The organism is Klebsiella sp. K4 (assembly GCF_014596785.2).
Lineage (GTDB): Bacteria > Pseudomonadota > Gammaproteobacteria > Enterobacterales > Enterobacteriaceae > Klebsiella > Klebsiella pneumoniae.
Genome location: NZ_CP115021.1, coordinates 5,117,165 through 5,129,617 on the forward strand (window position 1 = coordinate 5,117,165; position 12,453 = coordinate 5,129,617).

10 protein-coding genes and 4 tRNA genes are annotated in these 12,453 nt (G+C 58.2%); 4 read left to right on the forward strand and 10 right to left on the reverse strand.

All coding sequences use genetic code 11. From position 1 onward, the window contains the following. Positions 1-226 precede the first annotated feature (226 nt). The 4 genes from hemC to hemY are packed head-to-tail and all read left to right on the forward strand — an operon-like array spanning position 227 to position 4,308. Positions 227-1,168, forward strand: coding sequence for a hydroxymethylbilane synthase (hemC, locus tag IB144_RS25170; protein ID WP_002883381.1), 942 nt, complete (start codon positions 227-229; stop codon positions 1,166-1,168). After that, positions 1,165-1,905: a uroporphyrinogen-III synthase gene (hemD, locus tag IB144_RS25175; protein ID WP_002883380.1), complete on the forward strand. Its 741-nt coding sequence runs from the start codon at positions 1,165-1,167 to the stop codon at positions 1,903-1,905. Before hemC ends, hemD begins: the two co-directional genes overlap by 4 nt. Before the next feature lie 21 nt (positions 1,906-1,926). Continuing rightward, positions 1,927-3,108, forward strand: a complete 1,182-nt coding sequence (gene hemX, locus IB144_RS25180) for a uroporphyrinogen-III C-methyltransferase (protein ID WP_004150429.1) — start codon at positions 1,927-1,929, stop codon at positions 3,106-3,108. 3 nt (positions 3,109-3,111) lie between these two features. Beyond that, positions 3,112-4,308, forward strand: a complete 1,197-nt coding sequence (gene hemY / locus IB144_RS25185) for a protoheme IX biogenesis protein HemY (protein WP_023158819.1) — start codon at positions 3,112-3,114, stop codon at positions 4,306-4,308. A 461-nt stretch (positions 4,309-4,769) separates the two neighbouring features. Here the strand turns inward: hemY and IB144_RS25190 are convergent. The 10 genes from IB144_RS25190 to rffA all read right to left on the reverse strand — a co-directional run bounded on the left by IB144_RS25190 (position 4,770) and on the right by rffA (position 12,450). Beyond that, positions 4,770-4,846 (reverse strand) — tRNA-Pro (locus IB144_RS25190). A 42-nt stretch (positions 4,847-4,888) separates the two neighbouring features. Continuing rightward, positions 4,889-4,975: transfer RNA gene (locus tag IB144_RS25195), tRNA-Leu, on the reverse strand. Positions 4,976-4,998: 23 nt separating this feature from the next. Further along, a tRNA-His gene (locus IB144_RS25200) sits at positions 4,999-5,074 on the reverse strand. 55 nt (positions 5,075-5,129) lie between these two features. After that, positions 5,130-5,206 (reverse strand) — tRNA-Arg (locus IB144_RS25205). Between the two features lie 102 nt (positions 5,207-5,308). Continuing rightward, positions 5,309-6,694, reverse strand: a complete 1,386-nt coding sequence (locus IB144_RS25210; protein WP_002883322.1) for an amino acid permease — start codon at positions 6,692-6,694, stop codon at positions 5,309-5,311. A 205-nt stretch (positions 6,695-6,899) separates the two neighbouring features. After that, positions 6,900-7,640, reverse strand: coding sequence for a lipopolysaccharide N-acetylmannosaminouronosyltransferase (gene wecG / locus IB144_RS25215; RefSeq protein ID WP_004186366.1), 741 nt, complete (start codon positions 7,638-7,640; stop codon positions 6,900-6,902). A gap of 11 nt (positions 7,641-7,651) precedes the next feature. Continuing rightward, entirely contained in the window at positions 7,652-8,998 is a 1,347-nt protein-coding gene (wzyE, locus tag IB144_RS25220; protein ID WP_004895103.1) for an ECA oligosaccharide polymerase, read from the reverse strand. Beyond that, positions 8,995-10,071 carry a TDP-N-acetylfucosamine:lipid II N-acetylfucosaminyltransferase gene (locus tag IB144_RS25225; RefSeq protein WP_023284452.1) on the reverse strand — a complete coding sequence of 359 codons (1,077 nt, stop codon included), beginning with the start codon at positions 10,069-10,071 and terminating at the stop codon, positions 8,995-8,997. The genes wzyE and IB144_RS25225 overlap by 4 nt, the downstream gene beginning before the upstream one ends. Beyond that, on the reverse strand, positions 10,068-11,318 hold the full coding sequence (gene wzxE / locus IB144_RS25230; protein WP_002883312.1) for a lipid III flippase WzxE: 1,251 nt from the start codon (positions 11,316-11,318) through the stop codon (positions 10,068-10,070). Before wzxE ends, IB144_RS25225 begins: the two co-directional genes overlap by 4 nt. 1 nt (position 11,319) lies before the next feature. Further along, positions 11,320-12,450 carry a dTDP-4-amino-4,6-dideoxygalactose transaminase gene (gene rffA, locus IB144_RS25235; protein ID WP_040215593.1) on the reverse strand — a complete coding sequence of 377 codons (1,131 nt, stop codon included), beginning with the start codon at positions 12,448-12,450 and terminating at the stop codon, positions 11,320-11,322. Positions 12,451-12,453 lie beyond the last annotated feature (3 nt).

Consider the following 12,453-nt stretch of genomic DNA (forward strand, 5'->3'; position numbering starts at 1 on the left):
GATCAATTTAACACCTTGCTCATTGACCGTAAAGAAAGATGCGCTACATACAAGTGTAGCACCGTTTATTACCTGTAAATTCCTCACTACGCCTCCGGCAACCGCCACGCGCATGAAAGGTTAAAAAAGAGTGGGCCGGAGCCACCTCCCACATAAACCGTGAAAACTAACATCCGTAAGACAACAATGTTAGGATGGATAGTGGTCGATAATGACGGTAACAAGCATGTTAGACAAAGTTTTGAAAATTGCCACACGGCAAAGCCCGCTTGCGCTATGGCAGGCGCAGTATGTTAAAGCGCGCCTGGAACAAGCGCATCCCGGACTGAAGGTCGAGCTGGTGCCGATGGTCACGCGCGGGGATGTCATCCTTGATACTCCGCTGGCAAAGGTGGGGGGCAAAGGCTTATTTGTGAAAGAGTTAGAGCTCGCCATGCTCGAAGGGCGCGCCGATATCGCCGTCCATTCGATGAAAGATGTGCCGGTGGAATTCCCGGAGGGCCTGGGGCTGGTGACTATCTGCGAGCGCGACGATCCGCGCGACGCGTTTGTCTCCAATCGCTATGCCTCGATTGACGAACTGCCGGCCGGCAGCGTCGTTGGCACGTCAAGTTTACGCCGTCAGTGCCAGCTGGCCGCCACCCGTCCGGACCTGGCGATCCGCTCTCTGCGCGGTAACGTCGGTACCCGGCTGAGTAAGCTGGATAACGGCGAGTACGACGCCATCATCCTCGCCGCCGCCGGCCTGAAGCGCCTGCAGCTGGAAGCGCGTATTCGCCAGCCGCTGTCGCCTGAGCAATCTCTGCCGGCGGTCGGCCAGGGCGCGGTCGGCATCGAATGCCGTCTTGATGATGCATGGACCCGGGGGCTGTTAGCGCCTCTCAACCATACGGAAACGGCGGTGCGCGTGCGCGCCGAGCGGGCGATGAACACCCGCCTCGAAGGCGGCTGCCAGGTGCCGATCGGCAGCTATGCGGAACTGAAGGACGGGGAACTGTGGCTGCGGGCGCTGGTTGGCGCTCCGGATGGTTCACAGCTGGTGCGCGGCGAACGACGCGGGCCAGCGGAACAAGCGGAAGCCCTCGGCATCTCGCTGGCGGAAGAGCTTCTGGATAATGGCGCCCGCGAGATTCTCGCGGCGGTTTATGATGGAGAAGCCCCGCGATGAGCATCCTGGTCACTCGTCCACTACCGCAAGGAGAAGCGCTGGTCAGCCGTCTGCGGGCCATGGGACGCGTGGCCTGGAGCTTTCCGCTGATAGAATTTACGCCCGGCAGGGAGCTTCCCGCGCTGGGCGATGCGCTTGCCCGACTGGGACCCGACGATCTGCTATTTGCGCTATCCCAGCATGCGGTGGAATTCGCCCATGCCCGTCTGCAGCAGCAGGGCCTGCCCTGGCCCACTTCTCCGCGCTATTTTGCCATTGGCCGCACGACGGCGCTGGCCCTGCATACGGTCAGTGGGCAGCATATCCATTACCCGTTAGATCGGGAAATTAGCGAAGTCTTGCTACAATTACCTGAATTACAAAACATTGCCGGGAAAAATGCGCTGATCCTACGCGGCAATGGCGGGCGGGAACTCTTAGGCGCGACGCTGACCGAGCGCGGCGCCAGGGTCACATTTTGTGAATGTTATCAACGTAGTGCAAAACATTACGATGGCGCAGAAGAAGCGATGCGCTGGCAATCTCGCGGAGTCACCACGCTGGTGGTCACCAGCGGCGAGATGCTGCAGCAGCTATGGTCGTTAATACCGCAATGGTATCGCGAACAGTGGCTCCTGCACTGCCGCGTTGTCGTTGTCAGCGAACGTCTGGCCCTTCAGGCCCGGGAACTGGGCTGGCAGGAGATTCAGGTTGCCGATAGCGCCGACAACGATGCGCTGCTACGCGCATTACAATAACTCTCAACATTGGAAGCCATAATGACGGAACAACAAAATCAATCCGCCGTGGTTGAAGAGACCAGGGAGGCCGTGGAGACCACACCACAGCCAGAGAACACTGAGAAGAAGAAGGCAGGCAATAAAACCAGCCTGGCGCTCAGCGCGATCGCTATCGCCATTGCGATAGCCGCCGGCATCGGCCTGTATGGCCTGAACAAACAACAGGCCACGCGGCAAAACGCAACTACCTCTGAATTAGCAAGCCAGGTCGCGGCGCTGCAAAAAGCGCAGGAAAATCAAAAAAGTGAACTGGAAGGTGTTATCAAACAGCAGGCCGACCAGCTAAACGAAGCCAAACACCAGCAGGAGACGCTGGCCAAACAGTTGGATGAGCTGCAGCAAAAAGTGGCGGTGATTTCCGGTAGCGATGCCAAAACCTGGCTGCTGGCCCAGGCCGACTTCCTCGTCAAGCTGGCGGGACGTAAGCTGTGGAGCGATCAGGATGTCACCACCGCCGCCGCGCTGCTGAAAAGCGCTGACGCCAGCCTCGCCGACATGAACGACCCAAGCCTCATCGGCGCCCGCCGGGCGATCACCGACGACATCGCCACCCTCTCCGCGGTAAGCCAGGTGGACTATGACGGCATGATCCTCAAGGTTAATCAGCTGGCGAATCAAATCGATAACCTGCGGCTGGCCGATAATAACGATGACGATTCGCCGATGGACGCTGATAGCGATGAGCTTTCCAGCTCTATCAGCGAATGGCGCGTCAACCTGCAGAAAAGCTGGCAGAACTTTATGGACAGCTTTATCACCGTGCGCCGCCGCGATGAAACGGCGGTCCCGCTGCTGGCGCCGAATCAGGATATCTATCTGCGGGAAAATATTCGCTCTCGCCTGCTGGTCGCCGCGCAGGCAGTTCCGCGCCATCAGGAAGAGACCTGGAAACAGTCGCTGGATAACGTCTCGACCTGGGTACGCGCCTATTATGATACCGATGACGCCACCACCAAAGCCTTCCTCGACGAGGTGGATAAGCTCAGTCAGCAAAGCATTACCATGACGGTGCCGGAAACGCTGCAGAGCCAGGCGTTGCTGGAAAAACTGATGCAGACCCGAGTGCGCAACCTGATGGCGCAGCCTGCCGTTACCGCGGGCGGCGCGCCTTCGCCCGCACCTGCTGCGCCGGCCGCCCCCGCTGCGCCGCAAGGAGAGTAACGCATGCTGAAAATTCTTTTACTCTTCGCACTGTTGATCGCCGGGATCGTGCTTGGCCCGATGATCGCCGGGCATCAGGGCTACGTCCTGATCCAGACCGATAATTACAATATCGAGACCAGCGTGACCGGGCTGGTGATCATCCTGATCCTCGCCATGGTGGTGCTGTTCGCCATTGAATGGCTGCTGCGCCGCATTTTCCGCACCGGGGCGCATACGCGCGGCTGGTTTGTCGGCCGTAAACGCCGTCGCGCGCGTAAGCAAACCGAGCAGGCGCTGCTTAAGCTGGCGGAAGGTGATTACCAGCAGGTTGAGAAGCTGATGGCGAAAAATGCCGATCACGCCGAACAGCCGGTGGTGAACTATCTGCTGGCGGCGGAAGCGGCCCAGCAGCGCGGCGATGAAGCGCGGGCCAACCAGCATCTGGAGCGCGCCACCGAGCTGGCGGGCGATGACCTGATCCCGGTGGAAATCACTCGCGTTCGCCTGCAGCTGGCTCGTAATGAAAATCACGCTGCGCGCCATGGCATCGATAAGCTGCTGGAAATTACCCCGCGTCATCCGGAAGTGCTGCGCCTCGCCGAACAGGCATACACCCGCACCGGCGCCTGGCAGTCGCTGCTGGACATCATTCCGTCGATGGCGAAAGCTAACGTCGGCGATGAAGCGCACCGTGCGGCGCTGGAACAGCTGGCCTGGGTTGGCCTGATGGATAAAGCGCTGGCCGATGGCGGCAGCGAAGGAGTACGCGAATGGTGGCGCAACCAGAGCCGTAAAACGCGGGCGCTGGTGCCGCTGCAGGTAGCGATGGCCGAGCGCCTCATCGAGAGCGACGATCACGATACCGCGCAGCAAATTATCATTGATGGTCTGAAGAAACAGTATGATGACCGTCTGGTGATGCCGATCCCGCGTCTGAAGACCAATAACCCGGAACAGCTGGAGAAAGTGCTGCGCCAGCAGATCAAAGCCGTTGGCGACCGTCCGCTGCTGTGGAGCACCCTGGGCCAGTCGCTGATGCGGCACGGCGAATGGCAGGAGGCCAGCATCGCCTTCCGCGCCGCGCTTAAGCAGCGTCCGGATGCCTTTGATTACGCCTGGCTGGCGGATGCCCTGGACCGCCTGCATCAGCCGGAAGAAGCCGCCGCTATGCGCCGCGATGGACTGCTGCTGACGCTGCAGAATAATCCTCAGCCATAACCTGGCATGGCTATCGCCTCCTGCGGGGCGATAGCCCTTCTCCCCCGCCTTCGCATTGACGGATCCCTGAAAGAAAAAAACGCCTGCGCTGAAATCAGGGCAGGCGTTAAAACAGGTCTGTTTGACAACAAATTGGGTGCTTCACTCAACGTAATGTCCATGGTGTTTGATGAGGCATAAATGCGACATCTGTCAGTGGACGATAAGCACCGTAAGAACGGCTCTGCATCATTCCGGAGTTTATGAGGCACGAAGGCGAACATAAGAGATGGAATGAGCATCTACCCGGTTATTATCGCACAGGATCCGGGGAAATTGCATCTACCACAGTGATGAATTGAGAGTTTTCCTGACGCGTATTCTTAAGCAAAGAGAAGATTTTTTATCAGCAAGATCAGAGAAATAAGAGATGGCGGACGGCAGCAGAAAACAAAAAACCCCGCCGAAGCGGGGTTCAAAATTGGTCGGCGAGAGAGGATTCGAACCTCCGACCCACTGGTCCCAAACCAGTTGCGCTACCAAGCTGCGCTACTCGCCGAAATACTGCTTTTTGAATTTTTAGTTCAATTCGTTAAAGTCGTGGTGCGAGGGGGGGGACTTGAACCCCCACGTCCGTAAGAACACTAACACCTGAAGCTAGCGCGTCTACCAATTCCGCCACCTTCGCAAATTCACAACTCTATCAAATAATGGGGTGGCTAATGGGATTCGAACCCACGACAACTGGAATCACAATCCAGGGCTCTACCAACTGAGCTATAGCCACCACTGCAAACCTTTTACGCGGTATTAAAACCACCGCAGCTCCAGCACCGGGTTAATGGTGCGCCCGACAGGATTCGAACCTGAGACCTCTGCCTCCGGAGGGCAGCGCTCTATCCAGCTGAGCTACGGGCGCTTAGCGCCGTTGCGGGGTCGGATAATACGGACTTCCTACCCCGCTGTCTAGTGCCTTTTTAAAGAAAATTATCGTTTGCTCATGCTTTGTTCGTTTTGACGGTTATTCAGCCGTATTATTGACTTGCCCCTGTCTTCCGAGGCCAAACACCTTATAAATCAGGGTGACGGCGGCCAGAAAAATAATGCCGACGAAGAGCGACATGCGGGTTTCATCATTCAGTCCCATCCCGACCAGCACGCAGATCAGGAAGGCCATCGTGAAATAGTTGGCCCACGGAAACAGCAGCGAACGGAACGGATGGCTGGCAATCGCCGCCTGATGCACGCGACGGAAACGCAGCTGACTAATCAGGATCACAAACCAGGGCACCATCCCCGGCAGGACGCTGGCGCTATAGACATAGACGAACACCCGCTGCGGATTAGGAATAATGTAATTCAGGCAGGAGCCCACCAGCAGGATCAGAATCGACAGCGCCACACCGACGGACGGAACGCCGTTGCGCGATACCTTACCGATCGCCGCCGGCAGCTGACGGTTCTTCGCCAGGGCGTACAGCATACGTCCGCAGCTGTACATTCCGCTGTTGCAGCCGGAAAGCGCTGCCGTCAGCACCACGAAGTTGATAATTCCCGCCGCCGCGGTAATACCGATCTTGGCAAACGTCAGTACGAACGGGCTGCCGTTGGAGCCGATTTGATCCCACGGGAAGATAGTGACGATAACAAAAATCGCGCCGACGTAGAAAATCAGGATCCGCCACAGCACTTTGCCCACCGCGCTGCGCAGCGTCACCTGCGGGTTTTTCGCTTCACCTGCGGTAATGCCGATGAGCTCCACCCCCTGATAGGACGCGACCACGATACACAGCGCCGTCAGGAAGCCCTTCCAGCCGCCAGCAAAGAAACCACCATGTTCGGTGAGATTACCAAAACCGATGGAGTGGCCGCCGTTGCCAAAGCCGAAGAAAATGACGCCCAGACCCACGACGATCATCACGATAATGGTGGTCACTTTTATCATGGCGAACCAGAACTCGATTTCACCGTATAGCCGGACCGCCGCAAGGTTCGCCAGCGCCACCAGCCCCACGGCAATTAACGCCGGGATCCACTGCGCCATCTCCGGAAACCAGAACTGCACATAGACCCCGATGGCGGTAATCTCCGAGATCCCCACCGCCATCCACATAAACCAGTAGGACCACGCGGTCAGATAGCCGAAGAAGGGGCTCATATAGCGATGCGCATACACCGCGAAGGAGCCAGTGACAGGCTCAAGGAACAGCATTTCGCCCATTGAGCGCATAATGAAAAAGACGAACAGGCCAGCGATAATGTACGCCAGCAGCACGGAAGGCCCAGCCCATTTCAAGGTACTGGCCGCCCCCATAAACAACCCCACGCCAATCGTCCCGCCAAGGGCGATCAGTTCAATATGCCGGGCCTCCAGTCCACGCTGGAGCTCCGCTTTTTTCTCAGTCATATATCCTCTTGTGTTTGCCGTATTCCGGGTACTCCCGGTTATTGTTATTAACTGAAACCATAGCCTTGCCGACGCGCAGGTCTCCCCGGCGCGTATGAAGCCTGCGAATGGTTAATTAATTTTGCGGAAATGGCAAATAAAGTATCAGGCGAGTGAAGAGATTACACAGAATATGTATGCAAACTCGCCTGGTTGCAGTGGAATATCAGAGCTTACCGGAATAATGCCAACGTAAATAGCGCAGTAGGCGGAACTGTCTCTTGATGCGGCTCGGCTGCAAAAGCAGGCGATAGAACCACTCCAGCCCCAGATCCTGCCAGAACTTCGGCGCCCGATGGACGTGCCCGGTAAAAACATCGTAAGTGCCGCCGACGCCCATATACAGCGCGTGCGGATACAGGCGCCGGCAGTCGCGCATGAAGATCTCCTGGCGCGGCGACCCCATCGCGACGGTGACGATTTTCGCCCCGCTGTCGCGAATGCGTTCGAACAATGCCTGGCGTTGCTCAGGGGTGAAATAACCGTCCTGGCTGCCGACGATGTTCACCTGCCAGCGCTGACGCAGCCTGGATTCTGTCTGCGCCAGGACCTCAGGTTTACCACCAACCAAAAACACCGGTGTCCCTTCAGCGCCAGCGCGCTGCATTAACGCTTCCCAGAGATCGGCCCCGGCGACGCGGGATACCTGGGCCTGCGGGTATTTTTTGCGCAGCGAACGCACCACGCTGATGCCATCGGCATATTTAAACTCCGCCGCCTCAATCAGCGCCCGTACCTCCGGGTTATCCTCTACGGCCAGCATTTTCTCAGCATTAATGGCTACCAGCGTCCCCTCGCGGAGAACGCCGTCGGCAAACAAATAATCCAGAGCGTGCGGCATATCGCGCCAGCCTATGAGCTGCAGCCCTCTTAACAGGTACAACGGCGCGGAAATGGTCCCAGTCATGTCCATCCTTCTCAGACTTGCGGTTGCGAAAGCGGTTTTACGCGCTTATGAATCAGTCCCACGCTATCCAGGAACCAGTACAGCAGTTTCGCCGCCAGCAAGCAGATACCAAAGATCACGAGGAAAAACACCACGCGGGAGCCGAACGAATCCAGCCCCTCGCGCGCCAGCACTATCATGTTGAAGATAGCGCCGAAACAGAAACTGTGCAGGATAGCCGCTTTATAGCGATTGTTCTCCCGGTTGCCCAGCTCATACAGCCAGTCGAACCATTTAATAATCAACCCTACCGCCACGGCGCCCAGCGGTACGAACCAGACGCCGCCCATCACCACCAGCGAGCCAATCAGCGTCGGCGAGATCGCCAGCCCCGAATGGTTGTTTAATACTTCCCAGGTAAAGTAGTTGGCGGTATTGAGCACCATCGTCGGGCGACCGTGCCACATCCAGCTGGGGATAAAGACGTAGAAGTCGCGGATCATCGGCGCCAGACCCTGGAAATCGATCTTGTCGTAGTTCTGCAGCAGCAGCGCCAGGTTCTCCCACGGTGAGAAGGTGTCGCGCGTGAGATACAGAAAGGTATAAAACGCTTCGTCGCCGCTGACGTTCATCCCGTAGCGCTTCAGCGCCAGCCAGAACATGCCGACAATACCCAGCACACCCGCCGCCGCCAGCATCCACAGGCTGATCCAGCCGCGAATAATACCGATGAACAGAAAGATGGCGAAGGCGATGATAATATTGGCGCGGGTCCCGCCGACGATGGCGTAGGTCAGCAAACCAAAGGCCACCGTGCTGACGAGGAAGAAGATCCACGCCTTATAATCCTGGCGCAGAAAATAGACCACCAGCATCGCCGGAATAAAGAAGTAAAAGAAGCGCTTCAACGCCACGCCGGACACTTCAGCAGAGAAAATCTGGCTGTAGGAGTTGAGCTTAAACAGCAGGAAACCGTTGTGGGCGAAGAAGATGCCGACGCACAGCAGCGCCAGCCCCATCAAAATGCCCCACGCCAGATGGGTTTCCACCCGGTTCATGGTAAACAGCGGGCGATGCGCAACCTCACGCGATGCCGAACGCAGCCGCGTTTTATAGGTCACGTAGTAGACTGCGTAGAAGCACACCGCGATCAGCAGCGTCTGCAGCAAAATCTCCGGCGGCGCCACGCTGACGTCAAAGCGGAACACCAGAATACTGGTCAGCGGGAAGCCGAAGAAAAAGGTCAGCAGAAACAGCAACGAGAAAAAAACGTTGAAGTTAAAGCGTACCCGACGGAACTCAAACCAGGTGGCGGTGGCGATGAACAGCGTCGACAGCAGCCAGACCACCAGCAGCCCGCTAAATTGCATTAACGTCATGCCTGCCCCTCCGCCGCTAACCGTAGCGCCCGCTGCCAGCCCGTCAGATAGTTCGGCCGGAAGAAGGCGATAGCGGATTTATCCACGCTCGCCAGCTGACGCTGCGCTTCGCGCACCACGCTGACGTCCAGCGCGTCGCTGGTGAACAGCACCGGCACATGCTGCTCGGCCATATCCTGCCAGAACGGGTTTTCCCGATTGAGCACGCAGGGGATGCCCGCCTGAATCAGCAGACACAGGGTGCCGATCCCCTGCTGGCGGGCAAACAGAAAATAGCCCAGATCGCAGCGGCGCAGCAGCGCCAGATAATCATGAAACTCCAGCTTCTCGCTGAGGATCTGCAGATGCTCACCGCTAAACAGCGCCGCCCCCGCCTCGCGAACCTCATTGATATAGGCGTCGTTTTTCGCTGGATAGCCCATCGGCACGATGACGTTTACCGTATCGCCAAACTGCTGATGGATTGCCTTCAGCGCGGCAATATGTTCATTGCTGCGATCCCCGGAGTTGCCCACCAGAATAGTCAGGGTATCACCGCGCGGAGCGTTATCGGCCAGGGTATTCAGCGCCGGATCCATACGGGTCGGGAAGTAGAGCAGCTCGCCCGGGACGCGTGGATGGCGGTTAGCGAACCAGCTGAGATCGCCGCGGGTGGCGAAAACGCGCCCTACCCGCCCCTGCGCCATACGGCGCAGCGGATAGAACAGGCGAAACTTCAGGCTGGCAGAATTTTCATACAGATCCGCCCCCCAGATATGCCAGTTAAACTGCGACGGGCGGATGCCACCGCTCAACAACGCCAGCCACAGCCCGGTATTAAACTGGCCGTGGAAGAAAAAGCGCTGCTGGCGGTTGGCTTTCGCGGTAGCAATCACTGCCTGCGCCAGCGCCTTTTTCCCCGGATAACAGGTGACATCCAGCGCCGGATACCCATCACGCACGCTGGCCTCATCACCGACGATCATAAATCTCCTGGCCTGCGGGTCGGCGGCCAGTTCGTCGTTAAAGAACCGCAGTACGGTCTGGTTATGATGCGGGATATCCGATCCCAGTACATGTATCAGTGCTGTCATGCCCGTTTACGCCAGAGTAAAAACACGCCACTACAAAGGGCGAAATAAACAATATAAGTGGCCATATATGCCTGCGCCGCGCCAACCGCGCCGTGCGCCGGTATAAGCCAGTGTGAGAATGCGGTCAGCAGTGCGAACTGGCTGATTTCCGTCAGAATATAAAAACGCAGCGACGCTTTGGCGATCACCAGATAGCCATAGACGTAGGCGCCTACTTTTAAAACGTCGCCCACCAGCTGCCAGGCGAACAGGTCACGCATCGCGGTAAAGCGATCGGAAAACAGCAGCCAGATGGCAAAATCGCGCAGCAGCCAGACCGTCAGGCTCGCCGCCGCTACTGCCGGCAGGACGAATTTCAGCGACTTGACTATCTCGCGGGTGATATCCGTTTTGGCGCTCAGCCGCGACAGCGTCGGCAGCAGATAGACGCTAAACGAGGCGGTAATAAACTGCAGGTAGGCATCGGAGATGCTGCTCACCCCCTGCCAGATCCCGACCGCCTCCCAGCCGTAATGCGCCGCCAGCAGATTACGCATCATCACATAGGCTACCGGCAGGGTCACCGAGGTTATCAGCGCCATCAGGGTAAATTTCGATAGCTGTCCCGCCAGACCGTTATCCCAGCGCGGACGCAGGGCGCTCAGCGGGATATTACCCCGCCGCCAGAGCATAATACCCGCCGGGACCACCACCAGCGCTGGAACTAACGCCAGCCCCAGCAGCGCGCCCTGATAGCCGCCCAACACGTAGCAAGCATAGTAAGCCGCCACGCCGATCAGGCTCCCGGCAATCAGCGAGAAGGCGTTACCCGCCGCATCGCGAAAGCCTTTCATCAGCGCCAGCAGGAAATTCGCCCAGGCGATCCCCATCTGCACCAGCGCCACCAGGCGTACCAGCCCCTGATAGTGCGTATGGCCGAACAGCCCCTGGCTTATCGGCGCCGCCGCCAGTAAAAATACCAGCGCCAGCAGGGTGGAAAAGCCAAGCACCATCGCCGACGAGGTGCCCACCACCTGCTTCAGGCGCGGGGGATCGTCGTGATGCTGCGCCACCAGCTTCGTGACGCCATTAAATATCCCGGCCCCGGCCAGCACGCCGAGTACGGTGACCAGTTGCCGGAAGTTACCGGCCTGGCCAACGCCCGCCGGCCCAAACGAGACGGCCAGCAGCTTGACGACCAGCAGACCGGCGCCGATTTTGACCAGCGTCGATGCCGCCGTCCACAGTGAGGCTTTTGCTAACGACATATCAGGAGAAGTAGCTCAGCAGCGAGTTAATCACCGTCCGCTGGTTCACCACAGACAGATTGTAAAACAGCGGCAGGCGTACCAGACGCTCGCTCTCCTGAGTGGTGTAGCGGTCTTCACCGCGGAATTCGCCGAACTGTTCGCCTGCCGGGCAGCTGTGCAGGGGAATGTAATGGAATACCGCGAGGATCTCCGCCTCTTTCAGCCAGGCGATCAGTCTGCTGCGATCCTCGATATCGCGCAGCTTAATGTAGAACATGTGCGCGTTTTGCCCGCAGTCGGCCGGAACCGTCGGCAGTTCGATACGCCCGGCGCGCGCCAGCGGCAGCAGCGCATCATAGTAGTTCTGCCACAGGGCCAGGCGCTGCTGGTTGATGCGCTCCGCCGCTTCCAGCTGCGCCCACAGATAGGCGGCCTGCAGGTCGGACATCAGATAGCTGGAGCCAATGTCCCGCCAGGTATATTTATCCACCAGGCCGCGAAAGAACTGGCTGCGGTTGGTGCCTTTTTCGCGAATAATCTCCGCGCGTTCCACCAGCGTGCGATCGTTGATCAGCGTCGCCCCGCCCTCACCGCCGGCGGTGTAGTTTTTGGTTTCATGGAAGCTGAAGCAGCCGATATGGCCGATGGTGCCCAGCGCGCGCCCCTTGTAGGTGGACATCACCCCCTGTGCGGCGTCTTCCACCACAAACAGGTTGTATTTGTCGGCGATGGCCATGATGGTGTCCATCTCGCAGGCTACGCCGGCATAATGCACCGGGACAATCGCCCGGGTTTTATCGGTGATGGCGGCTTCGATGAGCGTTTCGTCGATATTCATCGTATCGCGACGGATATCAACGAAGACGATTTTCGCCCCGCGCAGCACAAAGGCGTTGGCGGTGGAGACAAAGGTATAGCTGGGCATAATCACTTCGTCGCCCAGCTGGATATCCAGCAGCAGCGCGGCCATCTCCAGCGAAGCCGTGCAGGAAGGGGTCAGTAGCGCTTTTGCCGTGCCAAATCGCTGCTCCATCCACTGCTGGCAGCGGCGCGTAAAGCCGCCGTCGCCGCACAGCTTGCCGCTGTTCATCGCAGACTGCATGTAATCAAGCTCGGTTCCAACCACCGGCGGCGCGTTAAATGGGATCATGGG

Coding starts and splice junctions, on each gene's coding strand:
- hemC (WP_002883381.1), top strand. CDS start 227: ATGTTAGACAAAGTTTTGAAAATTGCCACACGGCAAAGCCCGCTTGCG.
- hemD (WP_002883380.1), top strand. CDS start 1,165: ATGAGCATCCTGGTCACTCGTCCACTACCGCAAGGAGAAGCGCTGGTC.
- hemX (WP_004150429.1), top strand. CDS start 1,927: ATGACGGAACAACAAAATCAATCCGCCGTGGTTGAAGAGACCAGGGAG.
- hemY (WP_023158819.1), top strand. CDS start 3,112: ATGCTGAAAATTCTTTTACTCTTCGCACTGTTGATCGCCGGGATCGTG.
- IB144_RS25210 (WP_002883322.1), bottom strand. CDS start 6,694: ATGACTGAGAAAAAAGCGGAGCTCCAGCGTGGACTGGAGGCCCGGCAT.
- wecG (WP_004186366.1), bottom strand. CDS start 7,640: ATGACTGGGACCATTTCCGCGCCGTTGTACCTGTTAAGAGGGCTGCAG.
- wzyE (WP_004895103.1), bottom strand. CDS start 8,998: ATGACGTTAATGCAATTTAGCGGGCTGCTGGTGGTCTGGCTGCTGTCG.
- IB144_RS25225 (WP_023284452.1), bottom strand. CDS start 10,071: ATGACAGCACTGATACATGTACTGGGATCGGATATCCCGCATCATAAC.
- wzxE (WP_002883312.1), bottom strand. CDS start 11,318: ATGTCGTTAGCAAAAGCCTCACTGTGGACGGCGGCATCGACGCTGGTC.
- rffA (WP_040215593.1), bottom strand. CDS start 12,450: ATGATCCCATTTAACGCGCCGCCGGTGGTTGGAACCGAGCTTGATTAC.